This window comes from Streptomyces sp. NPDC059003 (genome assembly GCF_042740445.1).
Lineage (GTDB): Bacteria > Actinomycetota > Actinomycetes > Streptomycetales > Streptomycetaceae > Streptomyces.
In genome coordinates, this window is sequence record NZ_JBHYJH010000049.1 from 1 (window position 1) to 24,110 (window position 24,110).

The 24,110-nt window shown below is 71.3% G+C and carries 24 protein-coding genes; 6 read left to right on the forward strand and 18 right to left on the reverse strand.

Annotation, left to right across the window (positions count from 1 at the left end; genetic code table 11):
• Nucleotides 1-35: 35 nt before the first annotated feature.
• The 7 genes from ACFWZ5_RS18955 to ACFWZ5_RS18985 all read right to left on the reverse strand — a co-directional run bounded on the left by ACFWZ5_RS18955 (nucleotide 36) and on the right by ACFWZ5_RS18985 (nucleotide 6,889).
• The gene (locus tag ACFWZ5_RS18955) at nucleotides 36-758 is read right to left on the reverse strand and encodes a potassium-transporting ATPase subunit C (protein ID WP_384792229.1); all 723 of its coding nucleotides are present in this window, start codon (nucleotides 756-758) and stop codon (nucleotides 36-38) included.
• A 6-nt stretch (nucleotides 759-764) separates the two neighbouring features.
• On the reverse strand, nucleotides 765-2,909 hold the full coding sequence (gene kdpB / locus ACFWZ5_RS18960; protein ID WP_384792231.1) for a potassium-transporting ATPase subunit KdpB: 2,145 nt from the start codon (nucleotides 2,907-2,909) through the stop codon (nucleotides 765-767).
• Nucleotides 2,906-4,570 (reverse strand): potassium-transporting ATPase subunit KdpA, encoded by a 1,665-nt coding sequence (gene kdpA / locus ACFWZ5_RS18965; RefSeq protein WP_384792234.1) that lies wholly within the window; start codon nucleotides 4,568-4,570, stop codon nucleotides 2,906-2,908. Before kdpA ends, kdpB begins: the two co-directional genes overlap by 4 nt.
• 8 nt (nucleotides 4,571-4,578) lie before the next feature.
• Nucleotides 4,579-4,668, reverse strand: a complete 90-nt coding sequence (kdpF, locus tag ACFWZ5_RS18970) for a K(+)-transporting ATPase subunit F (RefSeq protein ID WP_055544543.1) — start codon at nucleotides 4,666-4,668, stop codon at nucleotides 4,579-4,581.
• A 349-nt stretch (nucleotides 4,669-5,017) separates the two neighbouring features.
• Nucleotides 5,018-5,776 carry a DUF3710 domain-containing protein gene (locus ACFWZ5_RS18975; RefSeq protein ID WP_384792237.1) on the reverse strand — a complete coding sequence of 253 codons (759 nt, stop codon included), beginning with the start codon at nucleotides 5,774-5,776 and terminating at the stop codon, nucleotides 5,018-5,020.
• A 1-nt stretch (nucleotide 5,777) separates the two neighbouring features.
• Nucleotides 5,778-6,308 carry a dUTP diphosphatase gene (dut, locus tag ACFWZ5_RS18980; RefSeq protein WP_384792240.1) on the reverse strand — a complete coding sequence of 177 codons (531 nt, stop codon included), beginning with the start codon at nucleotides 6,306-6,308 and terminating at the stop codon, nucleotides 5,778-5,780.
• Nucleotides 6,305-6,889, reverse strand: coding sequence for a PaaI family thioesterase (locus ACFWZ5_RS18985; protein ID WP_384792243.1), 585 nt, complete (start codon nucleotides 6,887-6,889; stop codon nucleotides 6,305-6,307). The genes dut and ACFWZ5_RS18985 overlap by 4 nt, the downstream gene beginning before the upstream one ends.
• A 58-nt stretch (nucleotides 6,890-6,947) precedes the next feature.
• Here ACFWZ5_RS18985 and ACFWZ5_RS18990 point away from each other — a divergent pair, with 58 nt between their 5' ends.
• Nucleotides 6,948-7,394: a DUF3093 domain-containing protein gene (locus ACFWZ5_RS18990; protein WP_384792246.1), complete on the forward strand. Its 447-nt coding sequence runs from the start codon at nucleotides 6,948-6,950 to the stop codon at nucleotides 7,392-7,394.
• Nucleotides 7,395-7,403: 9 nt separating this feature from the next.
• Here the strand turns inward: ACFWZ5_RS18990 and ACFWZ5_RS18995 are convergent, their stop codons facing one another.
• The 4 genes from ACFWZ5_RS18995 to ACFWZ5_RS19010 all read right to left on the reverse strand — a co-directional run bounded on the left by ACFWZ5_RS18995 (nucleotide 7,404) and on the right by ACFWZ5_RS19010 (nucleotide 11,072).
• Entirely contained in the window at nucleotides 7,404-8,408 is a 1,005-nt protein-coding gene (locus ACFWZ5_RS18995) for a hypothetical protein (RefSeq protein ID WP_384792248.1), read from the reverse strand.
• Between the two features lie 13 nt (nucleotides 8,409-8,421).
• Nucleotides 8,422-8,718, reverse strand: a complete 297-nt coding sequence (locus ACFWZ5_RS19000) for a DUF4193 domain-containing protein (protein ID WP_003993510.1) — start codon at nucleotides 8,716-8,718, stop codon at nucleotides 8,422-8,424.
• Between the two features lie 393 nt (nucleotides 8,719-9,111).
• On the reverse strand, nucleotides 9,112-10,413 hold the full coding sequence (locus ACFWZ5_RS19005) for a sensor histidine kinase (protein ID WP_384792251.1): 1,302 nt from the start codon (nucleotides 10,411-10,413) through the stop codon (nucleotides 9,112-9,114).
• Nucleotides 10,414-10,418: 5 nt separating this feature from the next.
• Nucleotides 10,419-11,072, reverse strand: a complete 654-nt coding sequence (locus ACFWZ5_RS19010) for a response regulator transcription factor (protein WP_138962241.1) — start codon at nucleotides 11,070-11,072, stop codon at nucleotides 10,419-10,421.
• Nucleotides 11,073-11,392: 320 nt separating this feature from the next.
• On the opposite strand from ACFWZ5_RS19010, the gene ACFWZ5_RS19015 reads away from it, so the two are divergent.
• Nucleotides 11,393-11,566, forward strand: a complete 174-nt coding sequence (locus ACFWZ5_RS19015; RefSeq protein WP_384792254.1) for a hypothetical protein — start codon at nucleotides 11,393-11,395, stop codon at nucleotides 11,564-11,566.
• Between the two features lie 80 nt (nucleotides 11,567-11,646).
• On the opposite strand, the gene ACFWZ5_RS19020 is transcribed toward ACFWZ5_RS19015, so the two are convergent.
• Nucleotides 11,647-12,462 carry an inositol monophosphatase family protein gene (locus ACFWZ5_RS19020; RefSeq protein WP_384792257.1) on the reverse strand — a complete coding sequence of 272 codons (816 nt, stop codon included), beginning with the start codon at nucleotides 12,460-12,462 and terminating at the stop codon, nucleotides 11,647-11,649.
• A gap of 9 nt (nucleotides 12,463-12,471) precedes the next feature.
• Nucleotides 12,472-13,611: a ferrochelatase gene (locus tag ACFWZ5_RS19025; protein ID WP_384792260.1), complete on the reverse strand. Its 1,140-nt coding sequence runs from the start codon at nucleotides 13,609-13,611 to the stop codon at nucleotides 12,472-12,474.
• Nucleotides 13,612-13,839: 228 nt separating this feature from the next.
• Between ACFWZ5_RS19025 and ACFWZ5_RS19030 the strand changes: the two genes are divergently transcribed.
• Both ACFWZ5_RS19030 and ACFWZ5_RS19035 read left to right on the forward strand, forming a co-directional pair.
• The gene (locus ACFWZ5_RS19030) at nucleotides 13,840-15,111 is read left to right on the forward strand and encodes an MFS transporter (protein WP_384792263.1); all 1,272 of its coding nucleotides are present in this window, start codon (nucleotides 13,840-13,842) and stop codon (nucleotides 15,109-15,111) included.
• A complete protein-coding gene (locus ACFWZ5_RS19035; protein WP_384792266.1) occupies nucleotides 15,038-16,390 on the forward strand; it encodes a D-arabinono-1,4-lactone oxidase in 1,353 nt (450 codons plus the stop codon). Before ACFWZ5_RS19030 ends, ACFWZ5_RS19035 begins: the two co-directional genes overlap by 74 nt.
• 3 nt (nucleotides 16,391-16,393) lie before the next feature.
• Here the strand turns inward: ACFWZ5_RS19035 and ACFWZ5_RS19040 are convergent, their stop codons facing one another.
• Complete coding sequence (locus ACFWZ5_RS19040) at nucleotides 16,394-17,737, reverse strand: hypothetical protein (protein ID WP_384792269.1); 1,344 nt, start codon at nucleotides 17,735-17,737, stop codon at nucleotides 16,394-16,396.
• A gap of 558 nt (nucleotides 17,738-18,295) precedes the next feature.
• Here ACFWZ5_RS19040 and sepH point away from each other — a divergent pair.
• Nucleotides 18,296-19,366, forward strand: coding sequence for a septation protein SepH (sepH, locus tag ACFWZ5_RS19045; RefSeq protein ID WP_384792272.1), 1,071 nt, complete (start codon nucleotides 18,296-18,298; stop codon nucleotides 19,364-19,366).
• A gap of 143 nt (nucleotides 19,367-19,509) precedes the next feature.
• On the opposite strand, the gene ACFWZ5_RS19050 is transcribed toward sepH, so the two are convergent.
• Nucleotides 19,510-20,349: a sulfurtransferase gene (locus tag ACFWZ5_RS19050; RefSeq protein ID WP_384792275.1), complete on the reverse strand. Its 840-nt coding sequence runs from the start codon at nucleotides 20,347-20,349 to the stop codon at nucleotides 19,510-19,512.
• 327 nt (nucleotides 20,350-20,676) lie between these two features.
• On the opposite strand from ACFWZ5_RS19050, the gene ACFWZ5_RS19055 reads away from it, so the two are divergent.
• Complete coding sequence (locus ACFWZ5_RS19055) at nucleotides 20,677-21,492, forward strand: VOC family protein (protein WP_384792278.1); 816 nt, start codon at nucleotides 20,677-20,679, stop codon at nucleotides 21,490-21,492.
• On the opposite strand, the gene ACFWZ5_RS19060 is transcribed toward ACFWZ5_RS19055, so the two are convergent.
• The 3 genes from ACFWZ5_RS19060 to ACFWZ5_RS19070 all read right to left on the reverse strand — a co-directional run bounded on the left by ACFWZ5_RS19060 (nucleotide 21,489) and on the right by ACFWZ5_RS19070 (nucleotide 24,058).
• The gene (locus tag ACFWZ5_RS19060; protein ID WP_384792281.1) at nucleotides 21,489-22,148 is read right to left on the reverse strand and encodes a thymidine kinase; all 660 of its coding nucleotides are present in this window, start codon (nucleotides 22,146-22,148) and stop codon (nucleotides 21,489-21,491) included. The two genes, ACFWZ5_RS19055 and ACFWZ5_RS19060, sit on opposite strands and share 4 nt — an antisense overlap.
• A gap of 117 nt (nucleotides 22,149-22,265) precedes the next feature.
• Entirely contained in the window at nucleotides 22,266-23,453 is a 1,188-nt protein-coding gene (locus ACFWZ5_RS19065) for an alkaline phosphatase family protein (RefSeq protein WP_384792284.1), read from the reverse strand.
• Nucleotides 23,453-24,058, reverse strand: a complete 606-nt coding sequence (locus tag ACFWZ5_RS19070) for a DUF5998 family protein (protein ID WP_384792287.1) — start codon at nucleotides 24,056-24,058, stop codon at nucleotides 23,453-23,455. The genes ACFWZ5_RS19065 and ACFWZ5_RS19070 overlap by 1 nt, the downstream gene beginning before the upstream one ends.
• Nucleotides 24,059-24,110: the final 52 nt, after the last annotated feature.

Here is a 24,110-nt window from a genome sequence, read left to right on the forward strand (position 1 = left end):
GCCACGGGCCGTGCGCCAGGCGGGTGCGGGCAGGGTCAGCCCTTGTCCGCCACCAGGTGCTTCAGGGCGATGTTGAGCTTCAGGACGTTCACCCGGGGCTCACCCATGAAGCCGAGGATGCGGCCGTCGGTGTGGTCGTCGACGAGCTTCTGCACGTCCTTGACGTCCAGGCCGTTCTTGTCGGCGATCCGGTGCACCTGCAGGTCGGCGTACTTCGGCGAGATGTGCGGGTCGAGGCCCGAGCCGGAGGACGTGACGGCCTCCGCCGGGATGTCGGACGCCTTGACCTTGAAGTCCGCGGTCGAGTTGTCCTTGATGACGGCGTCCTGCGCGGCCTTCACCTGGGCGCACAGGCCTTCCTCGGCCTTGGGGTCGCAGACCTCCTTGCCGTCCTTGTCCTTCATGGTCCCGGAGTCGCCCGCGAGGTTGGTCGCGCCCGACAGGATCAGCTTGTACTGCGTGTTCACGCTGTTGGTGCCGAGCCCGTTGGACGGCCGGGGCTGGAACCACTTCAGGTCCGGGTCCGGCGTCTCCTGGCCCTTCTTCAGGGGCAGGTCGTAGCGCTGGCCGATGAGCTCGGAGCCGACGACCTTGCCGCCGTCCTTGATCTCGGAGCCGTTGGCCTTGTTGTTGAAGACGGCCTGGGCGATACCGGTGACGACGAGCGGGTAGATCACGCCGCAGACCACGGTCAGGACGAGCACGGCGCGCAGGCCGGCGCCCAGCAACCGGGCGGTGTTTCCCACGGAGTTATTCATGCCAAGTCACCCAATGCCAGGGATGAGAGAGATGATCAGGTCGATGAGCTTGATGCCGATGAACGGCGCGACCAGACCGCCGAGGCCGTAGACCCCGAGGTTGCGCCGCAGCATCTTGTCCGCGCTCATCGGCCGGTACTGCACGCCCTTCAGGGCCAGCGGCACCAGGGCCACGATGATCAGCGCGTTGAAGATGACGGCCGACAGGATCGCGGACTTGGGGCTGGACAGGTCCATGATGTTGAGCTTGTCCAGGCCCGGGTAGACCACCGCGAACATCGCCGGGATGATCGCGAAGTACTTCGCGACGTCGTTGGCGATCGAGAAGGTCGTCAGGGCGCCACGGGTGATCAGCAGCTGCTTGCCGATCTCCACGATCTCGATGAGCTTCGTCGGGTTGGAGTCCAGGTCCACCATGTTCCCGGCCTCCTTGGCGGCCGAGGTACCGGTGTTCATGGCCACGCCGACGTCGGCCTGCGCGAGCGCCGGGGCGTCGTTGGTGCCGTCACCCGTCATCGCGACGAGCTTGCCGCCCGCCTGCTCGCGCTTGATGAGCGCCATCTTGTCCTCGGGCGTGGCCTCCGCGAGGAAGTCGTCCACGCCCGCCTCGTCGGCGATGGCCTTGGCCGTCAGCGGGTTGTCACCCGTGATCATGACGGTCTTGATGCCCATGCGGCGCAGCTCGTCGAACCGCTCCCGCATGCCCTCCTTGACGACGTCCTTGAGGTGGATGACGCCGAGCACGCGGGCACCGTCGGTGTCCTCGATCGCCACGAGCAGCGGCGTGCCGCCCGCCTGCGAGATCTTGTCGGTGAGCTCCTGGGCCTCGTCGGTGACCGTGCCACCGCGTTCCACGACCCAGGCGGCGACCGAGCCGGTCGCGCCCTTGCGGACCTTGCGCCCGTCGACGTCCACACCCGACATCCGGGTCTGGGCGGTGAAGGCGATCCACTCGGCGTCGTTCAGCTCGCCCTGGTGGCGCTCGCGCAGGCCGTACTTCTCCTTGGCGAGCACGACGATGGAGCGGCCCTCGGGCGTCTCGTCGGCGAGCGAGGAGAGCTGGGCGGCGTCGGCCACCTCGGCCTCGGTGGTGCCGCGCACCGGCACGAACTCGGAGGCCTGGCGGTTGCCGAGGGTGATGGTGCCCGTCTTGTCGAGCAGCAGCGTGGAGACGTCACCGGCGGCCTCGACGGCGCGCCCGGACATCGCGAGGACGTTGCGCTGGACCAGGCGGTCCATGCCCGCGATGCCGATCGCGGAGAGCAGCGCGCCGATCGTCGTCGGGATCAGGCAGACGAGCAGGGCAGCGAGCACGATCATGGACTGCTCGGCGCCCGCGTACACCGCGAACGGCTGCAGCGTGACGACGGCGAGCAGGAAGACGATGGTCAGCGAGGCGAGCAGGATGTTCAGCGCGATCTCGTTGGGCGTCTTCTGCCGGGCCGCGCCCTCGACCAGGTTGATCATCCGGTCGATGAAGGTCTCGCCGGGCTTCGTCGTGATCTTGATGACGACGCGGTCGGAGAGGACCTTCGTACCGCCCGTGACCGCGGACCTGTCACCGCCGGACTCGCGGATGACCGGGGCGGACTCGCCGGTGATCGCCGACTCGTCGACGCTCGCGACGCCCTCGACGACGTCGCCGTCGCCGGGGATGACGTCGCCGGCCTCGCAGACGACCAGGTCGCCGATCTTGAGCTGGGTGCCGGGCACCTGCTCCTCGGTCTTGCCGTCGGCGGACAGGCGGCGCGCGACCGTGTCGGTCTTGGCCTTGCGCAGCGTGTCGGCCTGGGCCTTGCCGCGGCCCTCGGCGACCGCCTCCGCGAGGTTCGCGAAGATCGTGGTCAGCCACAGCCACGCGGCGATCGCCCAGCCGAACCAGTCACCGGGGTCCTTGAAGGCGAGGACGGTGGTGAGCACCGAGCCGATCAGGACCACGAACATCACGGGGGACTTGATCATCACCCGCGGGTCGAGCTTCTTGATGGCGTCCGGGAACGACTTCAGGAGCTGCTTGGGGTCGAACAGACCGCCGCCGACCTTGCCGTCGTCCGGCTTGTGGCCGGTCGGCACGTCCTGGTGCGGCGCGCGCGTGGGAGTAGCGGTGGTCATGGAGCTGCGCTCCTCTTGCTTCCTGGTTTCGGTGGTCATGACGCGAGACCCTCGGCGAGCGGACCGAGCGCGAGCGCCGGGAAGTACGTCAGACCGGTGATGATCATGATGGTGCCGACCAGCAGACCCGTGAACAGCGGCTTCTCCGTACGGAGCGTGCCCGCCGTCGCCGGGATCGGCTTCTGCTCGGCCAGCGAACCGGCGAGCGCGAGGACGAACACCATCGGCAGGAACCGGCCGAGGAGCATCGCGAGACCGATCGTGGTGTTGAACCACTGCGTGTCCGCGTTCAGGCCGCCGAAGGCCGAGCCGTTGTTGTTGGCGCCCGAGGTGAAGGCGTACAGGATCTCGGAGAATCCGTGTGCGCCGCTGTTGAGCATCGAGTTCTTCGGCGTGTCCAGGGCCAGGGAGGCGCCGGTGAAGCCGAGGACGAGCGCGGGCGTGACGAGGATGTAGCAGGCCGCGAGCTTGATCTCCCGGGTGCCGATCTTCTTGCCCAGGTACTCGGGCGTGCGGCCGACCATGAGACCCGCGATGAAGACCGCGATGATCGCCATGATGAGCATGCCGTAGAGGCCGGAGCCGGTGCCGCCGGGCGCGATCTCGCCGAGCTGCATGCCGAGGAGGTCGATGCCACCGCCGAAACCGGTGTTGGAGGAGTGGAAGGAGTTCACCGCACCGGTCGAGGTGAGCGTGGTGGCGACCGAGAAGATCGCCGAGCCGCCGATGCCGAAGCGGGTCTCCTTGCCCTCCGTCGCGCCGCCCGCGAGGTCGAACGCCGGGCCGCCGTGGTGGAACTCGGTCCACATCATCAGGGCGGTGAAGCCGATCCAGATCGTCGCCATCGTCGCGAGGATCGCGTAGCCCTGCTTGACCGAGCCGACCATCTTGCCGAAGGTCCGGGTCAGGGCGAACGGGATGACGAGGATCAGGAAGATCTCGAAGAGGTTCGAGATCGGGTTCGGGTTCTCGAAGGGGTGGGCGGAGTTGGCGTTGAAGTAACCGCCGCCGTTCGTGCCCAGCTCCTTGATGACCTCCTGCGAGGCGACCGCGCCGCCGTTCCACTCCTGCTTGCCGCCCATGAACTGGCCGACCTCGTGGATGCCGGAGAAGTTCTGGATCGCGCCGCACGCGACGAGGACGAGCGCACCGATCACGGAGATCGGGATCAGGATGCGGACGACACCGCGCACCAGGTCGGCCCAGAAGTTGCCGAGCTCACCGGTGCGCGAGCGCGCGAAGCCGCGTACGAGCGCCACGGCGACGGCGATGCCGACGGCCGCGGAGACGAAGTTCTGCACCGCGAGGCCACCGGTCTGCACGACGTGGCCCATGGCCTGCTCGCCGTAGTACGACTGCCAGTTGGTGTTGGCGGTGAAGGACGCGGCGGTGTTGAACGCCTGGTCCGGGTCGATGGCCTTGAAGCCGAGGGAGCCCGGCAGCGAGCCCTGGAGCCGCTGGAGCAGATACAGGAAAAGCATGCTGGCCGCGGAGAAGGCGAGCACGCCGCGGAGATAGGCGGGCCAGCGCATTTCGGTGCTGGGGTTGGCACCGATGGCCTTGTAGATCCACTTCTCGACGCGCAGGTGCTTGTCGGACGAGTAGACGCCGGCCATGTAGTCGCCGAGGGGACGGTATGCGAGGGCCAGCGCGGCGATGAGCGCGAGCAGCTGGAGCACACCAGCGAGGACGGGACTCATTTGTGGACTCAGAACCTCTCCGGGAACACAAGGGCGAGGACGAGATAGCCCAGAAGGGCGACGGCCACGATCAGGCCGACGATGTTTTCGGCAGTCACAGCTTCGCCACCCCCTTGGCGACGAGGGCCACCAGCGCGAAGACCGCGATCGTGGTGACGACGAAGGCCACGTCGGCCATCGTGTGCTCCTAGATGAGATTCGGATTTCCTGACGTGTTGAGGAAACCGCTTCGTTGGCGGGTTTCGATCGCCGTTGACGGCTCCCTTACGGGCATGGGCGTCGCGTTGACGAATCTCTTACGGCTTTCTCCTGGACCAGGAAAAACGCCGATGGGCCGCACCCCCATAAGGGAGTACGGCCCATCGGCTCGCACCTATTTAGGTCAGCTGTGTCCGGTTACCGCGGCGGGCGGCCCGGCCGGAGTCGACGCCCGGCCGGGGCGCGCGCTCAGCGGACCTCGGTGATCTCGGGACCGCGCGCGAGCTGGCCCATGCCGCCCGAGAACCGCGAGGTCTCCTGGTCCTCCTGCTGGACACCCTCCGGCACCATCTGCGCGTCGTCCGGCAGCTTGAGGACGATCGGGTCGCGCGGGGCCATCGGGCCCTCGCCGCGGACGACGACCGTGTCCCGGAAGATCTGCTCCAGGAGCCCCGCCGCCTGCGGCTGCACCGCGCCCTGCCCGGAGATCACCCCGCGCAGGAACCAGCGCGGACCGTCCACACCGACGAACCTGACGACCTGGAAGCCGCCCGTGCCGTCCGGCAGCTGCACCGGCACCTGGGCGCGCAGCTCCCAGCCGAGCGGTCCCTCGACCTCGTCGATGACACCGCCCTGCTGCGTGATCCCGGAGGCGATCTCCTCGCGGACCTCGCCCCAGATGCCCTCCCGCTTCGGGGCGGCGAAGCCCTGCAGCTGGATGGCGCTGTCCTGGAGGACGACGGTGGCCGCGACGATCGCGTCGCCCGCGACCTCCACGCGCAGCTCCATGCCCTCGACCCCCGGCACGAACAGACCGCCCAGGTCGACCCGGCCCTCGCCGGGCTCACGGACCTCGGAGGCGTCCCAGGGCCCGTCCGGCCGCGGCTCCGGCTCAAGGCGTACCCGCTGCGCCGCCGCGTCCTCGCCGCTCTCGGCGCTGTCGACGACCTGCTCGGCCTCGCCCGCCGCGTCCTCGGCGGCACCACTCTTCTTGCGACGTCCGAACACGTCACTGTCCTTCCCGGTCGGATACGACCGACGCGTATCGATTCCCACCCGTTTGTTCACCCGAGCTGACGCCCACGGCGGCATGACCGCCGGTGGACCCGAAGCCCCCCTCGGCCCGCACCGAGCCGGGAAGCTCCGCCACCTCCTGGAAGCGCACCTTCTCGACCCGCTGGACGACCAGTTGGGCAATCCGGTCGAAGCGCTCGAACCGCACGCTCTCGCGCGGGTCGAGATTCACCACGATCACCTTGATCTCCCCACGGTACCCGGCATCAATCGTCCCCGGGGCATTCACCATGGCGACACCGCAGCGGGCGGCGAGGCCGGACCGCGGGTGCACGAAGGCCGCGTACCCCTCGGGCAGGGCGATAGACACCCCCGTCGGCAGCACCGCCCGTTCACCGGGCGCGAGTTCGTACGGCTCGGTCGTCCGCAGGTCGGCCCCGGCGTCGCCGGGCATCGCGTACGACGGCAGCGGTACATCGGGGTCGACGCGCCGGATGAGGACGTCCAAAGGGGCAGGGTGGGTCACGGGTTCACCTCGAAGGCGCGGGCGCGGCGGATCTGGTCCGGGTCGTTCATGGCCGCCTGGATCTCCTGGGGGCGGCCGTTGTCGATGAAGTGGTCCACCTTCACCTCGATGAAGAGGGCGTCGGCACGCACGGCGACGGGTCCTTCGGGGCCGCCGATCCGGCCGGTGGCCGTCGAGTAGATCTTCCGCCCGGCGACGGCGGTGACCTCGGCGTCCAGGTGCAGCACCGTGCCGACCGGCACCGGCCGCCGGAAGTCGGTCTCCAGGCGTCCGGTCACGGCGATCACCCGCAGCAGCCAGTTCAGGGAGCCGAGCGTCTCGTCGAGGGCGGTGGCGAGGACTCCGCCGTGCGCGAGCCCCGGAGCGCCCTGGTGCTCCTCGCGCACCGTGAACTCGGCGGTGATCGCCACGCCTTCGCCGGCGCGCGCCTCCAGGTGGAGGCCGTGGGCCTGCCCTCCCCCGCACCCGAAGCAGAGCGCGTAGTGCGCGCCGATGAGCTCGCCCGGCGCGGGCGCGTCGGGGTGCCGGACGGGCGCTATCGCGTCGGCCGGAGGCGTCAGAGCTGCAGATGTACCACTCACAGGCGCAGACCTTACCTCCGCGTCAGCGACCGTCGCGCACCATGCCAAGCTTGGCTTCATGCAGCCTTACGAAGAACGCCTGACCGCGCCCCGTTCGTGGTGGCTCGTCTCGGTCCTCGTCGGTATCGCGGCGGGCCTCACGATGCTCCCGTTCGGCACGCTGCCGCTCCTGGGCGGCCTGGTCGGCGGCACGGCCCTCGCGGCGGTGCTCACCAGCTCGTACGGCTCGGTGCGGATCCGGGTGGTGGCGGGCTCCCTGGTCGCGGGTGACGCGAAGATCCCGGTGTCGGCGCTCGGCACCCCCGAGCCCCTGGACGAGGCCGAGACGCGCGCCTGGCGCACCCACAAGGCGGACCCGCGCGCCTTCATGCTCCTGCGCAGCTACATCCCGACGGCCCTGCGGGTAGAGGTGACGGACCCCGAGGACCCGACGCCGTACGTGTACGTGTCGACGAGGCACCCGGAGGCACTGGCGGCGGCGCTGGAATCCGTGCGGGCGTCCTAGACGGGGGCCTCAGGCCTCCAGCCCCGTGGGGCCGGTCAAGGGCGGCAGCTCCCTCAGCGAGTCCCAGGGCACCTGGGAACGGCGCAGGTCCGCGCGAACGCGCTCCGCGAGCTTCTTCGTGTCACGCCGGTTCATGAACGCACCGACCGCCGCGCCCACCATGAACGGCAGCAGGTTCGGCAGGTTCCGCACCATGCGCTTCATGATCTGCTGACGCAGCTCCCGCTTCATCTGGCTGCCGAGCGCGGCATTGATCGACGTCGGCTTGACGACGTCGATCCCGCGCTCGTCGGTCCACGACCGCAGGTACGCGGTGCTGCGCTCCTTCAGGTTCCCGGGCGGACGCCGCCCGTACACCTCGTGCAGCTCGGCGATGAGCTTCAGCTCGACCGCGGCGACGCCGGTGATCTCGGCGGCGAGCTCGGCGGGCATCGCGGGCGGCACCGGCAGCATGGCCGCCGCGCCGACGCCCGCGCCCACCGTGGAGGACGCGTTCGCCGCGCCCGCGATGAGTTTGTCCGCGAGCTCCTCGGGGCCGAGGCCCGGGAACTGCTTGCGGAGGGTCGCCAGGTCGCGGACCGGGACCCGCGGGGCGTTCTCGATGATCCGGTCGGCGAGATAGCCGATGCCGGCCTTGGCGCCGCGGCCACCGCGGCGCACCCCGTTCTTGAGGCCGCTCGAGACGGCGGCGAAACGCTTGCCCCTGGTCGAGGGCCGCTCGTCTCCCGCCGCCGCGCCGGGGCCCGTCGTGGTGCCGTCCGCGGCCTCCACGGCGGCTCGGTGCGGCTGTTCGAGGGCCGTTCCGCGCACCAGGGCCGGAACCGCTGCGTACGCCGTCTCCGCGGCGTCCTGGGCCCCCTGGGGGCCCGTGGTGTCCCTGCCGTGCCGCGCGGCGTCGGCGGGCTTGAGCGAGGCCCCAGGGCCCCGCTCGCCGTCCGTCGCGCCGTCGGGCACCGCTGCGTCCGCTCCGTGGTCGCCGAAGCGGTTCTTCCGGGGCGGGGTCGAGCCAGTCACGGCCGACCCTGCCTCAGTCGCAGTCGCGGCAGATCGGCTGGCCGTTCTTCTCGCGGGCCAGCTGACTGCGGTGGTGCACCAGGAAGCAGCTCATGCACGTGAACTCGTCCTGCTGCTTGGGGAGCACGCGCACGGCGAGCTCCTCGTTGGACAGGTCCGCGCCGGGCAGTTCCAGGCCCTCGGCGGCCTCGAATTCGTCGACGTCGACGGCCGAAGCCGACTTGTCGTTCCGCCGGGCCTTCAGTTCTTCAAGGCTGTCCGAGTCGACGTCGTCGTCGGTCTTGCGTGGGGTGTCGTAGTCCGTTGCCATGTCGCTCTCCCCCTCTGGGTGTCTGCGGTGTCTCAGCGCACGTAACGCGTGAGAGGCCGGACTTGTGCCCGACCTGAGGCGGAGATTTTGCCTCACATCAAGGTCTGTTACTCAATCGACACCCAACCGCACCCCTGAAGAGGTGATCGGTTTGGATGGCGATCGGGACCGTACACGGTCCGAATGTCGCACTTCACGGGCGCCACCCCGTGTACTTCCCGTGATCAAGACCCCCGAAAACCCGGATTTTCCCGGCTTTCCGACGACTTTCGCAGTCACGGAGAGTAGATGGCCAAAAATTCGCTCCTGTGATCGATCACACACGAAATCTCCAGGATCAGATCCCGAAAATTCCGCGCAAAGCGAACATCCTGCCGTGTCGGCGGCAGCATCTCAGATCGGCAGGGTGACTCGCATCACGAGCCCACCCCCCTCGCGCGGCTCCGCGATGATACGGCCCCCGTGGGCGCGCGCCACCGACCGGGCGATGGACAGGCCGAGACCCACCCCCTTGTCGCTGCCCGTCCGCTCCGTGCGGAGCCTGCGGAAGGGCTCGAAGAGGTTGTCGATCTCGTACGCGGGCACCACCGGGCCCGTATTGGTCACCACAAGGACGGCCTGGCCGTGCTGCGACTCCGTGGTCACCTCGACCCAGCCGCCCTCCCGTCGCCCGCCATCACCCTTGTTCTGAAGGGCTTCGCCCTGCCCCTCTTGATTCTTCACGTTGTACCGGACGGCGTTCTGGACCAGGTTCAGGGCGATGCGCTCCAGGAGGACGCCGTTGCCCTGGACGACCGCGAGGCCGCGCTCGCCGCGGATCTCGACGCCCTTCTCCTCGGCCTCGGACCGCACCTGGTCGACGGCGCGGTTGGCGACCTCGGCGAGGTCCACGGGCTTGCGCTCCACGATCTGGTTGTCGCTGCGGGCGAGCAGCAGCAGGCCCTCCACGAGCTGCTCGCTGCGCTCGTTGGTGGCGAGCAGCGTCTTGCCCAGCTGCTGGAGCTCGGGCGGCGCCTGGGGGTCGGAGAGCTGCACCTCGAGGAGGGTGCGGTTGATCGCCAGGGGCGTGCGCAGCTCGTGCGAGGCGTTCGCGACGAACCGCTGCTGGGCCGTGAAGGCCCGCTCCAGACGGTCCAGCATCTCGTCGAAGGTGTCGGAGAGCTCCTTCAACTCGTCGTCGGGGCCGTCCAGTTCGATGCGGCGGGTCAGGTCCGTGCCCGCCACCCGGCGCGCGGTGCGCGTGATGCGGCCGAGCGGCGACAGGACGCGGCCCGCCATCGCGTACCCGAAGGCGAAGGCGATCACGGCCAGGCCGAGCAGCGCAAGCAGGGAGCGGCTGAGGAGGTTGTCCAGGGCGGCCTGGCGCTGGTGGTCGGTGCAGACGCTGATCGCGGAGTTGAACTGGGAGAGCGTCAGATTGCCCGCCGACGCCCGCGAGCAGTTGTCGCTGGTGACCTTGATCTCCCGGCCGCTCACGATCTTGTACAGCGGCTCGTTGCCCGTGTTCAGGGCCTGCGCCGCGAGGAGGTAGATGATCGAGAGGAGCAGGATGCCCGCGATCAGGAACATGCCGCCGTACAGCAGCGTGAGCCTTATGCGGATGGTGGGGCGCAGCCACGGGAAGGGCATGTCGGCCTTCCTGGGGTCCCAGGTCGGCTTCGGGGGCGCCGCCGGGGGCGCGGGTGTCGCGGCCACCGCCGTCAGATCCGGTAGCCGGAGCCCGGCACGGTCACGATGACGGCGGGCTCACCGAGCTTGCGGCGCAGGGTCATGACCGTGACCCGGACGACGTTCGTGAACGGGTCCGTGTTCTCGTCCCAGGCCTTCTCCAGGAGCTGCTCGGCGGAGACCACGGCGCCCTCGCTGCGCATCAGCACCTCGAGGACCGCGAACTCCTTGGGCGCCAGCTGGATCTCCCGGCCCTCGCGGAACACCTCGCGGCGGTTCGGGTCGAGCTTGATGCCGGCGCGCTCCAGGACGGGCGGCAGCGGCACGCTCGTGCGCCGCCCGAGGGCGCGCACACGGGCCGTGAGCTCGCTGAACGCGAAGGGCTTGGGGAGATAGTCGTCGGCGCCGATCTCCAGGCCCTCGACGCGGTCGCTGACGTCGCCGGACGCGGTGAGCATCAGCACGCGCGTGGGCATGCCGAGCTCGACGATCTTGCGGCAGACGTCGTCGCCGTGGACGACCGGGAGGTCGCGGTCCAGGACGACCACGTCGTAGTCGTTCACGCCGATGCGCTCCAGGGCGGCCGCACCGTCGTACACGACGTCGACGGCCATGGCCTCCCGGCGCAGTCCGGTGGCCACCGCATCGGCGAGCAGCTGCTCGTCCTCGACGACGAGTACGCGCACGTCGCTTGTCCTTCCTCTGTGCACCCGCGCACGGTCGCGGCGGGGCAGGTCTCTACGTGGGGTTGAGACCTCCATCCTGCCCCTTTCGGCCATAAACCGGCTGTAAGACGGGCTCCGGGCCCCGGAATGCGGGACTTTCTCGGCCTGTTGAGGTTTCCGTGGCGAGGGCTCTGGGGAGGACGGCCTTACACCCGCGATCACGCTTCGTATGTGACGCGCCACGACCTGCTTTCCACAGCGGCGGCGTCGGACGTGATCGCCCCTTTCCAAGGGCACACCCCCGTGCCACCGATCCACGACCCAGCCGAGGGGGCGCAACCATGGACGCATTCACCGCAGGTCTCCTGCAGCGCATAAAGGCCACGGAGTCCGACCTCACCCGTGCCCGCGAGACGGGCGACGAGTTCCTGGCCGAGGTCGAGCTGGGCGAGCTGGAGGACCTCCACCGCCTGGCCGCCGAGCACGGCGTGGAGGTCGCCGCTCCGAGCTCCTGACCCTCCTGTCCGACCCCGCTCAGCGCGCGAGGGCCCCGGCACCCACTCCAGGGGTGCCGGGGCCCTCTCGCGCGTCCGGGTCAGTCGTGCCAGGCGCCGTGCTTGTCCAGGAAGGCCTGGAGGGGCTCGAAGAGGCCGGGCGGGCCCGCCACCGTCAGCTCGCCGGAGACGGCCTCGCCGGGGCGGCCGCCGGTGAGCGCGCCCGCCTCGCGGGCGACGAGCTCTCCGGCCGCGAAGTCCCAGGGGTTCAGGCCGCGCTCGTAGTACGCGTCCAGGCGGCCCGCCGCCACGTCGCACAGGTCGATGGCCGCCGAGCCGGCGCGCCGGATGTCCCGCACGTCCGGAAGCAGCCGCCGGACGACCTCGGCCTGCTGGGCGCGGCGCCGCGCGACGTACCCGAAGCCGGTGCCGATCAGCGCCTGCTCGAACGGGGGCGCGGGGCGGACCCGCAGCCGCCTGTCGTTGACCCAGGCGCCCTCGCTGAGCACCGCCCGGTACGTCTCGCCGCGCACGGGTGCGTGGACGACGCCGACGAGGGTCTCGCCGTCCTTGCGGGCCGCGATGGACACCGCCCAGTCCTGGCGGCCGTAGAGGTAGTTGACGGTGCCGTCGATCGGGTCGATCACCCACTGGACGCCGCTGCTGCCCTCGGAGCTCGCGCCCTCCTCGCCGAGCACCCCGTCGTCGGGCCTGCGCTCGGCCAGGAAGTCCGTGATCAGCTTCTCGGACGCGATGTCCATCTCGGTGACGACGTCGACGGCGCTGGTCTTGGTGGCGGCCACCCCCAGGTCCTCCGGGCGGCCGTCGCGCAGCAGCTCGCCGGCCCGGAGCGCGGCCTCCAGGGCGACGGTGAGCAGCTCGGCCTTCAGGGGGTCCGATGCGGCGGGGTCGGTCACGGGGGCTCCTTACGCGAACGGGCTGTCGGCACCCGCGGCGGCGGGCTTCGGGGTGCGGGCCGGGCAGCAGCCCACCGGACACAGGTCGTGGCTCGCGCCGAGGGCGCCCAGGGCGCACGGGGTCACCGTGCGTCCGCTCTCGGCGGCGGCGCGCTCCAGGACGAGCTCGCGCACCGCGGCGGCGAACCGCTGGTCGGCGCCGACGGTGGCCGAGCGGCGGACCGGCAGGCCCAGCTCCGCCGCCTTCGCCGTGGCCTCGGTGTCGAGGTCGTACAGCACCTCCATGTGGTCCGACACGAAGCCGATGGGGACCATCACCACGGCGGGCGCCCCCGCCTCGTGCCGCTCCTCCAGGTGATCACAGATGTCGGGCTCCAGCCACGGAATGTGCGGGGCGCCGCTGCGCGACTGGTAGACGAGCTCCCAGGGGCGGTCCACGCCGGTCTCCTCGCGCACCGCGTCGGCGATGACCCGGGCCACGTCCAGGTGCTGCTTCACGTACGCCCCGCCGTCGCCGTGGTCGGCGGCCGGGCCCGACGTGTCGGCCGCGGCCGTCGGGATGGAGTGCGTCGTGAAGGCCAGGTGGGCGCCGTCGCGCACCGCCTCCGGGAGGTCGGCGAGGGACGCCAGGACGCCGTCGACCATGGGCCGCACGAAGCCCGGGTGGTTGAAGTAGTGCCGCAGCTTGTCCACGCGCGGCGGCTCCAGGCCCTCCTCGCGGAGCGCGGCGAGGGCGTCCGCGAGGTTCTCGCGGTACTGCCTGCAGCCCGAGTACGACGCGTACGCGCTGGTGGCGAGCACGAGGATGCGGCGGCGGCCGTCGCGCACCATGTCCCGCAGCGTGTCCGTCAGGTACGGCGCCCAGTTGCGGTTGCCCCAGTACACCGGGAGGTCCAGGCCGTGCTCCGCGAAGTCCTTGCGCAGGGCGTCGAGCAGCGCTCTGTTCTGGTCGTTGATGGGGCTGACGCCGCCGAACAGGAAGTAGTGCTGCCCCACCTCCTTCAGGCGCTCCTTGGGGATGCCGCGGCCGCGCGTCACGTTCTCCAGGAACGGGACGACGTCGTCCGGGCCCTCGGGGCCGCCGAACGAGAGCAGCAGCAGGGCGTCGTACGGAGTGGGATCGAGCGTGGGATCCAGCGCGTCGGACATGTCTTTGATCCTGCCACCCGCCACTGACAACCGGGACACTGCCCGCTGTCCGGCGGAGCTGTCCGGCGGGGCTGCCCGGTCGCGAGCCCGCCGCCGCGGAAGGGAAAACCGCAGAACGGAAAACCGCAGTGCGCTCCGGGGCCCCGCGGCCGTAACCTGTATCAGCCATCTTCACGCCTTACCGGGGCCGCTCCGCCGAGCCCGCTCCGGCAGCCCCGCGGAGTCCACGTGCCGAGCCCCTACCGCGCCATCTTCGCCGCCCCCGGCACCAAGGGGTTCTCGGCCGCAGGCTTCATAGGCCGGATGCCGCTGTCCATGATGGGCATCGGCATCGTGACGATGATCTCCCAGCTGACCGGCCGGTACGGCCTCGCGGGCGCCCTGTCGGCGACGGTCGCGCTGTCCGCCGCGGCGATCGGCCCGCAGATCTCGCGCCTGGTGGACCGGCACGGCCAGCGCCGGGTGCTCAGACCCGCCACCCTGGTGTCGCTCGCCGCCGTGACCGGACTGCTCCTCGCCGCGAAGTTCGAGCTCCCGGACTGGACCCTGTTCGTCTTCGCGGGGCTCGCCGGTGCCGTGCCCAGCCTGGGCTCCATGATCCGCTCCCGCTGGGCGGCCATCTACCACGGCACCCCGCAGCTGCACACGGCGTACTCCTTCGAGTCCGTCGTCGACGAGGTCTGCTTCATCTTCGGGCCGATCATCTCGATCGGCCTGTCCACCGTGTGGTTCCCCGAGGCCGGGCCGCTGCTCGCCGCCGTGTTCCTGGCCGTGGGCACGTTCTGGCTGACGTCGCAGCGGGCCACCGAGCCGGTGCCGCATCCGCGCGAGCACCACACCGGCGGCTCCGCCCTGCGCTCCCCCGGTCTGCAGGTCCTGGTCGCCACGTTCGTCGCGACGGGCACCATCTTCGGGGCCGTGGACGTGGTCACGGTGGCCTTCGCCGAGGAGCAGGGCCACAAGAGCGCCGCGAGCCTGGTGCTCGCCGTGTACGCGCTCGGCTCGTGCCTCGCGGGAGTCGCCTTCGGGCTCGTGCACTTCAAGGGGGCGCCCGCGCGGCGCTGGCTGCTGGGTGTCTGCGCGATGGCCGTGAGTATGATCCCGCTTCAATTGGTCGGGAACCTGCCGTTCCTGGCCGCGGCGCTCTTCCTCGCGGGCCTGTCCATCGCGCCGACGATGATCACGACCATGGCCCTCGTGGAACAGCACGTACCACGCGCGAAGCTGACCGAGGGCATGACCTGGGTCAGCACCGGACTCGCCGTCGGGATTGCGCTCGGCTCCTCCGTGGCCGGCTGGGTGATCGACGCCGCGGGGCCGAGCGCCGGGTACGCGGTCCCCGGTGTGTCCGGGGCCGTCGCGGTGGCGGTCGGATTCCTGGGGTATCGCCGGCTGAAGAGGCCGGTTCCGCGACGGGGAGGGACCCATGAGCACGGGAACGGGCAGCAGGGGAACGGGCGCGGGAGCGACCAGCGGGAGGAGTCGAGCGGCGTGGCGTAACTGGGCGGGCAACATCACCTCCCGGCCCGCGCGCGAGGCCACGCCCGCGTCGGTCGACGAACTCGTCACCGCCGTCCGCGCGGCCAGGGCCGACGGCCTCACGGTGAAGCCGGTCGGCACCGGTCACTCCTTCACGGCCACCGCCGCGACCGACGGCCTGCTGGTCCGCCCGGACCTGCTCACCGGCATCCGCAGGATCGACCGCGCGGCAGGCACCGTGACCGTGGAGGCCGGCACCCCTCTGAAGCGCCTGAACGCCGCGCTCGCCCGCGAGGGCCTGTCGCTCACGAACATGGGCGACATCATGGAGCAGACCGTCTCCGGCGCGGTCAGCACCGGAACGCACGGCACGGGCCGCGACTCGGCCTCCATAGCCGCCCAGATCACGGCCCTGGAACTGGTCACCGCGGACGGCGACGTCCTCACCTGCTCCCGGGACGAGCACCCCGACGTCTTCGCCGCCGCCCGTGTCGGCCTCGGCGCGCTCGGCGTCATCACCGCGATCACCCTCTCCGTAGAGCCCCTTTTCTTCCTCAGGGCCCGCGAGGAACCGATGACCTTCGACCAGGTCACCACGGCGTTCGACGAACTCGTCGCCGAGAACGAGCACTTCGAGTTCTACTGGTTCCCCCACACGGACAACTGCAACACCAAGCGCAACAACCGCAGTCTGGGCCCCGCCGCCCCGCCCAGCGCGATCAGCTCCTTCGTAGAGGACGAACTCCTCTCCAACGGCCTCTTCCAGGTGGTCAATTCGCTCGGCAGGGCCGTGCCCGCCACCATCCCGGCCATCGCCAGGATCTCCAGCAAGGCCCTGTCCGCCCGCACCTACACGGACATCCCCTACAAGGTCTTCACCAGCCCGCGCCGCGTGCGCTTCGTGGAGATGGAGTACGCCGTGCCGCGCGAGGCACTCGTCCCCGCGCTGCGGGAGCTGAAGACGATGATCGACCGCTCCCCGCTGCGCGTCAGCTTCCCCGTGGAGGTCCGCACGGCACCCGCCGACGACATCACGCTCTCCACGGCGTCGGGCCGCGACAGCGCGTACATCGCCGTGCACATGTACAAGGGCACGCCGTTCCGTACGTACTTCAGCGCCGCGGAGCGGATCTTCGTCGCCCATGGAGGGCGGCCCCACTGGGGCAAGCTCCACTCGCGCGACGCCGAGTACTTCGCGAAGGCCTATCCGCGCTTCGCCGAGTTCACGGCCCTGCGCGACCGGCTCGACCCGGACCGCGTGTTCGGCAACGCCTATCTGCGGCGGGTCCTGGGCGACTGAGGGTCACTGCTCCGGGGTCTGCTGCTGTTGCTGTCCGTCGTCTCCGGAGCCGCCGCCGTTCGAGGGCGTGGGCGTGGGGGTCGGCGTCGGCGTGGGGGTGGGCGTCGGGGTCGGCTTGGAGCCGCCGTCGCCCTTGTCGCCGCCGTCGCCCTTGTCACCGCCGTTGTCGGTGTTGCCGCCCTGGTCCTTGCCGGTGTCCGACCCGGTGTCCGTGCCGCCGCCGTTGTCCGGCGAGGGCGTGCCGCTCGGGTCCTTGCCGGTGCCGTCGCCCTGCTGGGAGCCGTCGTCCTTGCCCGAGGTGCCGTCGTCGGACGGCTCGTCGGAGTGGTCGGTCGACGGCTTGTCGTCGGACTTGGACGAAGAGTTGTTTCCCTTCACGAAGTCCACGACCGACGTGCTCTTGCCGTCACCGCTGAAGCTCTGCCCGCTCACCAGCTCGTACGTGGTGATCCCGGCGAGGGCGACGCCGAAGACGACCGCGGCACCGACCAGGGGCCGCTTCCAGCTGGTCACCCGCGCGCGGTGCGTCGTGCCCTCGGTGAACTCGTCCGAAGGGAGCGGCGGTTCGCCCGGACCCGCGGGGCCCGCCTGGCGCAGCGCCCGGGTCCCCTGGTCGCGCGGCACCGGTCCCGCGGCGTCGACGGAGCCGAGGAGCCGGGTCCTGTCGGCGTCATCGGCGTACGGCAGCACGGTGGTCGCATCGGCGTCCCCGACGTGCGGCAGCGCGGTCGTCGGATCGGCGTCACCGACATGAGGCAGCGCGGTCGTCGCGGCGGCGTCACCGACGTGCGGCAGCAGGGCGGTCGGGTCGGCGGCGCCCACGTGCGGCAGCGCGGTGGTCGGGTCGGCGTCCGGGGCGGCGTGGCCCGTCGGCTGCCTGCCCCACGTCGTGGTCACCGGGCCCGTGCCGGTCGCGTAGCCGTGGCCGTACGTCCCGTGTGCCGTGGGAACCGCCGGGGGCCGGGCCTGTGCGGGCGCCGCTCTGAACGCCTCGGGGACGGGGGTGGCGGCCGTCACCGGCACCTGCTGCGCCTTCGGCTTGGCCTGCACCGCGACGTCGCGTATCTGCTCGCCCGTGCGCTTGAAGAAGTGCTGGAAGACCGTGCCGCCGCAGGTGGCGATGCCGCTCACCAGGCCCGCGCCGAGAATCGTTCCGTAGACGCCGAAGCTGGACGCGAGCTTCGCGGCGAGCACGGCGGCCACGGCGCTGCCCGCCACCTGCGGCACGCTCAGATCGAGCCGCTTCTTCTTCTGCTGCTCCTCGTCCGACGCGTCCTCCGACGTGCCCTCAGGCGTGTTCAGCGACGCGCCCTTCGCCCGCGCGCCGGTGTCCGGCTTTCCCCGCATCTCGGACCCTTGCCTTCCTTTCTCGACTCAATGCGCCTCAAGTCGGACCGACCCGACTTATCTCGCCTCAACGCATGACTCACGTGTCGGCGCATGAACTACGCGTCACCACACGAGCTGCGCGAGCCATATGAGAAAGGGACGTACGCCCGAAGCGAATAGTTCCGTTTCTGACGTTTACGTGAAGAGCGCCACCCATGCGCGGGGGCCGTGCGCCGCCCACCAGAGCCAACTCCCTTCCCCCGGGAGAAGTTCGGCGGCGTGCCGGTCCACCCGAGTGCCCCGAATGGAGTAGTGTTGCGAGCCCTGGGTCCGGTCTCCAGCCAGGGTGCCCGGGGCCAACCAGGACCGCCGGGAGGGGGCTCGCTGCACAGGGTGACGAAGTTGGTCACTTAGCGTTGCGAATAGGTAACCGTGCCATAACGGCGATCCAGGGCCCATGCCCGACACGCCGGGCAACTCGGCAAGGTTGTGGCAGGCTGCACCCGGGCAGGCCACACTCGACTAGCGGAAGCAGCGACGCACGTGACGTCGGCAGGCACCACCCGGGAGGTCCCCATGCCCGAACTGCGTGTCGTGGCCGTCAGCAACGACGGCACACGGCTGGTGCTGAAGGCTGCGGACAGCACGGAGTACACGCTTCCGATCGACGAACGGCTCCGCGCCGCCGTCCGCGGCGACCGGCCGCGTCTCGGCCAGATCGAGATCGAGGTCGAGAGCCACCTCCGCCCCCGCGACATCCAGGCACGTATACGCGCCGGAGCCAGCGCGGAAGAAGTCGCCTCGCTCGCCGGCATCCCCGTCGACCGCGTACGCCGCTTCGAAGGACCCGTGCTCGCCGAGCGCGCCTTCATGGCGGAGCGGGCCCGCAAGACCCCCGTGCGCCGCCCCGGCGAGAACACCGGACCCCAGCTCGGCGAGGCCGTCCAGGAGCGGCTGCTGCTGCGCGGCGCCGACAAGGAATCCGTCCAGTGGGACTCCTGGCGCCGCGACGACGGCACCTGGGAAGTCCTGCTCGTCTACCGCGTCGCCACCGAGCCGCACTCCGCGAGCTGGACGTACGACCCGCCCCGGCGGCTTGTCCAGGCCGTCGACGACGAGGCCCGCGCCCTGATCGGCGAGACCGACGACATCGCCGCGCCCGAGCCCAGCTTCCCGTTCGTGCCGCGCATCGCCCGGCTGCCCCGCGACCGGCCGCTCGACCGCGTCGGCGACCGGCCGGGCACGCCCGCGCCGGAGCCCGCCGAGGAACCCACGAGCCCGGGCAGCGCCATCGCAGAGCAGGAGCGCGACTCGCTCACCAGCCTCCTGGAGGCGGTGCCGAGCTTCCGTGGCGACATGGTCGTCCCGGAGCGCCCCACCACGGCCCCCGCCGAACTGCCCTCCGCGCAGCAGCAGGAGGAGCCCGAGCAGGAGCCGGAGGCCGAGGAGCCGCCTGCGACCGCGGCATCGGCCGGCTCCGCGTACGCGGACGTCCTGATGCCGCGCGCCGTGGCCAGCCACCGCGAGCGCCTCGTCGGCTCCACGGACCGCCAGGCCGAGGCCGACGGCGTCCGCCCCGGCCGCCGTGCCGCGGTCCCGAGCTGGGACGAGATCGTGTTCGGCACGCGGCGCAAGAAGCAGGACTGACGAGCGCGCGCACGCCGACCAGGCAGCGTGAAGGGCCCGTACGCACGATCCGTACGGGCCCTTCACTTTGCCTGCACGGCATCCCCGGAGGGACGCGATGAGCGCCGCCCCTCCGGAGAGAGGGACTCCCCCGGGGATACGGGCTACTGCGGCTCCGGCCCCGTCGCCACCGGGCGCGCCGGGTCCGACGACCACTCCGACCAGGAACCGACGTACAGCGCGGCCGGAATGCCCGCCACCGCGAGCGCCAGGACCTCATGGGCCCCGGAGACGCCCGAGCCGCAGTAGACGCCGACCTCGGAAACACCGGACGCACCGGACGCCCCCAGGGACGTGAAGCGGGCCGCCAGCTCGTCGGCGGGGCGGAAGCGGCCGTCGTCCGTGACGTTCTCCGTCGTGGGCGCGGACACGGCGCCCGGGATGTGGCCGCCGACGCGGTCGATGGGCTCCACGTCGCCCCGGTAGCGCTCGGCGGCACGCGCGTCCAGGAGCAGACCCGAGCGGGCAAGCGCGGCCGCGCCGTCCGCGTCCAGGCGGGCCACGGACTCCGGCACGGGCGTGAACGCGCCCTCCGCCGCCGGTCGCACGTCACCGGACTCCAGCGCGCCCGTCCACGCGCCGAGCCCGCCGTCAAGGACCCGCACCGACGGGTGACCCGTCCAGCGCAGCAGCCACCAGGCGCGCGCCGCGGCCCAGCCCTGCCCGCCGTCGTACACAACGACGTCCCGGTCCCCCGACACGCCCGCCGCCCGCATCACGGCGCCGAACCGGTCGACTTCCGGCAGCGGATGCCGGCCCCCGGAACCGGCCGGACCCGCCAGGTCGGCGTCCAGATCGACGAACACGGCAGACGGGATGTGCGCCTCCTCGTAGGCGGACCGCAGATTCGGGCCACCGAGCTGCCAGCGGACGTCGAGCAGCACTGGCGGATTCCCGCCCTCCAGGTCGCTCGCGAGTTCGGATGCGGAGATGATGGCATTCATAGGCCCCATCCTTGCGTACGGGGTGGCCGCCGCGCCCAGGTCCGGCTACCCTGCTCGGCCGGACCACGCCCGAACACGCGGCGTGCTGAAGTGGGCACACCGCGTACCGCAGACAGACACGGCTCGGCAACCGCGCGTTAACGGATGAGCAGTGACTTTTCGGGCACCCTCCACCAGGAAGCCGACCAGGGCGGCGCGGCCCGGAAGCGCTGGACGACGCGGGGTGCGAGCATCTGCACGGGCGGGCATGCGCGCGAGCTGGGTACGCGCGTTCGTAAGGCGAAGCGAAGCGGAGTGGCACCACGAGGGCCCGAGGAGAGAGTGACGATGACCGAGGCACGGCGGCCGGTCGGCCGGTGCGTACGGACCGCGCGGCGTACGCCCGGCACGCCCTGCTGGGTGAGCCTGATGGCACACGACCTGGCCGCGACCCAGGAGTTCTACGCGGCGCTCTTCGGCTGGACGTACCAGCCGGGGCCGCAGCAGCTCGGGCCCTATGTGCGGGCGATGCTCGACGGCTGTGAGGTGGCCGGCATCGGGCAGCTGCCGCCCGACCGGCACCTGCCCATCGCGTGGACCCCGTACCTGGCGTCGGACGACGCGGACGTCACGGCGGAGACGGCGCGGCACTGCGGCGGGACGGTCGGTGTGGGGCCGCTGGACGCGGGCGAGGCCGGGCGCATGGTGATCGCGTCGGACCCGGCGGGCGCGGTGTTCGGGATCTGGCAGGCCGCCGCGCACCTGGGGATGGCGGTGGTCGGGGTGCCCGGCGCGCCCGCCTGGAACGAGCTGGTGACGCGGGAGACGGTGGAGGTGTCGAAGTTCTACCGGACCCTGTTCGGCTACACCGAAGAGGCGGCCGTCTCCTCCGACGTGGACTATCTGACCCTCTTCCTGGAGGGGCAGGCGGTGGCGTCGGTGCACGGCGTCGGGCAGGCGCTGCCGCGCGACCGGGGTGCGCACTGGATGACGTACTTCGAGACGGCGGACGTGGACGAGGGCGTGGACCGGGTGACCGCGCTCGGCGGCCATGTCGTCCATGCGGCCCGTGCCGGTACGCACGGACGGATCGCGACGGTCGCGGACCCGGAGGGCGCGCTCTTCACGCTGGTGCGGACGGAGCGGCCCCGCGACGGGGCCTAGGGGCGCGCGACGGCGTCGACCGGCAGTACGTCGGGGGACAGGGCGCCCGCGCGCGCGGACGCGGCCGTCATGCGGCGCCGGTGGTGTCTGCGGCACAGCACCTCGTAGCCGACCTCGTCCGGGGTCCGGTCGACGTCGCCGACGACGACCTGGGCGCCCTCGACGACCATCTCGCCGCGGACGGTGCGGGCATGGTGCGTGGCGCGGGCGCCGCACCAGCACAGGGACTCGACCTGGAGCACCTCGACGCGGTCGGCGAGTTCGACCAGGCGCTGGGAGCCGGGGAAGAGTTTGGTGCGGAAGTCCGTGGTGATGCCGAACGCGAAGACGTCGAGGTCCAGGTCGTCGACGACGCGTCCGAGCTGGTCGACCTGCTCGGGGGTGAGGAACTGCGCCTCGTCCGCGATCACGTAGTCGGCCCGGCCGCCCTGGGAGAGGTGGTCGACCAGGTGGGCGTAGAAGTCGAAGTCGTCGCCGGTCTCGATGGCGTCGGTGACCAGGCCGAGCCGGGAGGAGAGCTTGCCCTCGCCCGCGCGGTCGTTGCGGGTGAAGATGAGCCCGGCCAGGCCGCGGGCCGAGCGGTTGTGCTCGATCTGCAGAGCGAGGGTGCTCTTTCCGCAGTCCATCGTTCCGGAGAAGAACACCAGCTCGGGCATGGGGAGTCGAGGGCCTTTCGGTGGAGGTGAGGGCGTGGGGGTGAGGGCGTGGGGTGCCGCCGGAGTGGTGCACAGGGGCGGCGGTCGGGCTGCGGGGCCCGGGTCCGGGCGGCGGGTTCAGGTGCGCACTTCGAGCAGCGGCACGAGTTGTTCGGCGGGGGTCATGGAGCCGTGGTTGCCGACCATCGCGGACTCCTTGGGCTCCCGCTCCGAGGCGATGATGAGGACGTCGTCGTGGGCGGCGGCGACGACGTCGCCGATGCGTCCGTGGACGCGCTCGTCGACGTGCGGCCCGAACCACCCGGCCGCGACGGCCTCGTCGCGCCCGGCGACCCAGAACCGGTCCCCCAGGACTTCGCGCCACACGGCTAGCACGTCGGACTCCGCGCCGGGCACGGCGTAGACGTGGCGGGCGCGGCCCTCGCCGCCGAGCAGGGCGACGCCGGCGCGCAGCTCCCAGTCCTCGTCGAAGTCGATGCGCGACGTGTCGTCGAAGGGGATGTCGAGCATCCCGTGGTCGGCGGTGATGTACAGGGCGGTGCGCGGCGGGAGCTGTTCGGCGAGGCGCTGGGCGAGCCGGTCGACGTACATGAGCTGGCCGCGCCAGGGGTCGGAGTCGACGCCGAAGCGGTGCCCCTTGCCGTCGACTTCGGCGTAGTACGTGTACACCAGGGAGCGGTCCCCGGCGGCGAGTTGCTCGGCGGCGAGGTCCATGCGGTCCTCTCCGGAGAGGCGGCCGCGGAAGGTGCCGCCGCTGAGGGCGACCTTGGTGAGCGGGGTGTGCTCGAAGGTGGGTGAGGACACCTGGGCGGTGTGGACGCCCGCGTCGTGGGCGCGCTGGAAGATCGTGGGGTAGGGCTGCCAGGCGTGCGGGTCGGTCCACGGCTTCCAGCGGAGCTGGTTCATGAGCTCGCCGGTGTCGGGGTTGCGCGCGGTGTAGCCGGGCAGGCCGTGGGCCCCCGGGGGCAATCCGGTGCCTACGGAGGCGAGGGATGTCGCCGTGGTGGCGGGGAAGCCCGCGGTGATGGGGCGTCCGGTGCCGCCGCGCGAGGACGCGAGCAGCGAGGTCAGGAAGGGCGCTTCGGCGGGGTGGGCGCGCAGCTGTTCCCAGCCGAGGCCGTCGATGAGGAACACGCAGGCGCGGTCGGCGGGGGCGAGCTCGGGGATGACGGGCGCGAACCCGTCGACTTCCTGGTGCGCGACGAGGGTGGGCAGCAGGTCGGCGAGCGATGCCGTGCCGTAGGCGGGCAGGGGTGCGGTCGTGAGGGCGAGGGGTTCCGCTTCGTCCCAGTCGGCAGTGACCATCAGCGGCGGGTGTCCGCGCCTGCGCCGGTGGCGGCGGTGGCCTCGGAGAGCGCCTGGGCGAAGGCGAGGGTCTGGCGTACGGCGTCGGGGCCGTCGCCGGCCTCGCTGACGCGCAGGCTGAGGTCGTCGGCGGTGGAGCTGCCGGTGTAGCCGTGGTCCGCTTCGCAGTTGGGGTCGCCGCAGGCGGCGGGCTCCAGGTCGATGCGGGAGACGGCGCCCCAGCCGATGGTGAGGACGACCTCGCGGGGCAGGGAGCCGGGGACGTACTTCTCAGGGTTGGCGACGACACGGCTGACGACCACCGACGAGATCCGGCCGATCTTCACGGATTCCGTGGACGTGGTGGCGTACGGCGTCGGGGAGGTGCTGTCGGCCGCCTGCTCGTCGGTGTGGCTGACGATGAAGCGGTTGTCCGTGAGGACGAGAACCGTCACATGGCGGCGGACCTCGTTCGCGTCGAACGTGGTCTCCTGGTGGACCAGGTACGACCCGATGGTCTCGCCGCCGATCGCGGCCTCCACCGCCTCGGCCACGAGGGCCGGGTAGTAGCCGCTGCGCTCGATCGCCGCGCGCAGCCCCTGGGTCGTCGTACCGGTCTTCGCCATGCCGCCCATCCTACGACCCGGTGCCTGGCCGAAGGCGCGCAGTGGCCGCGTA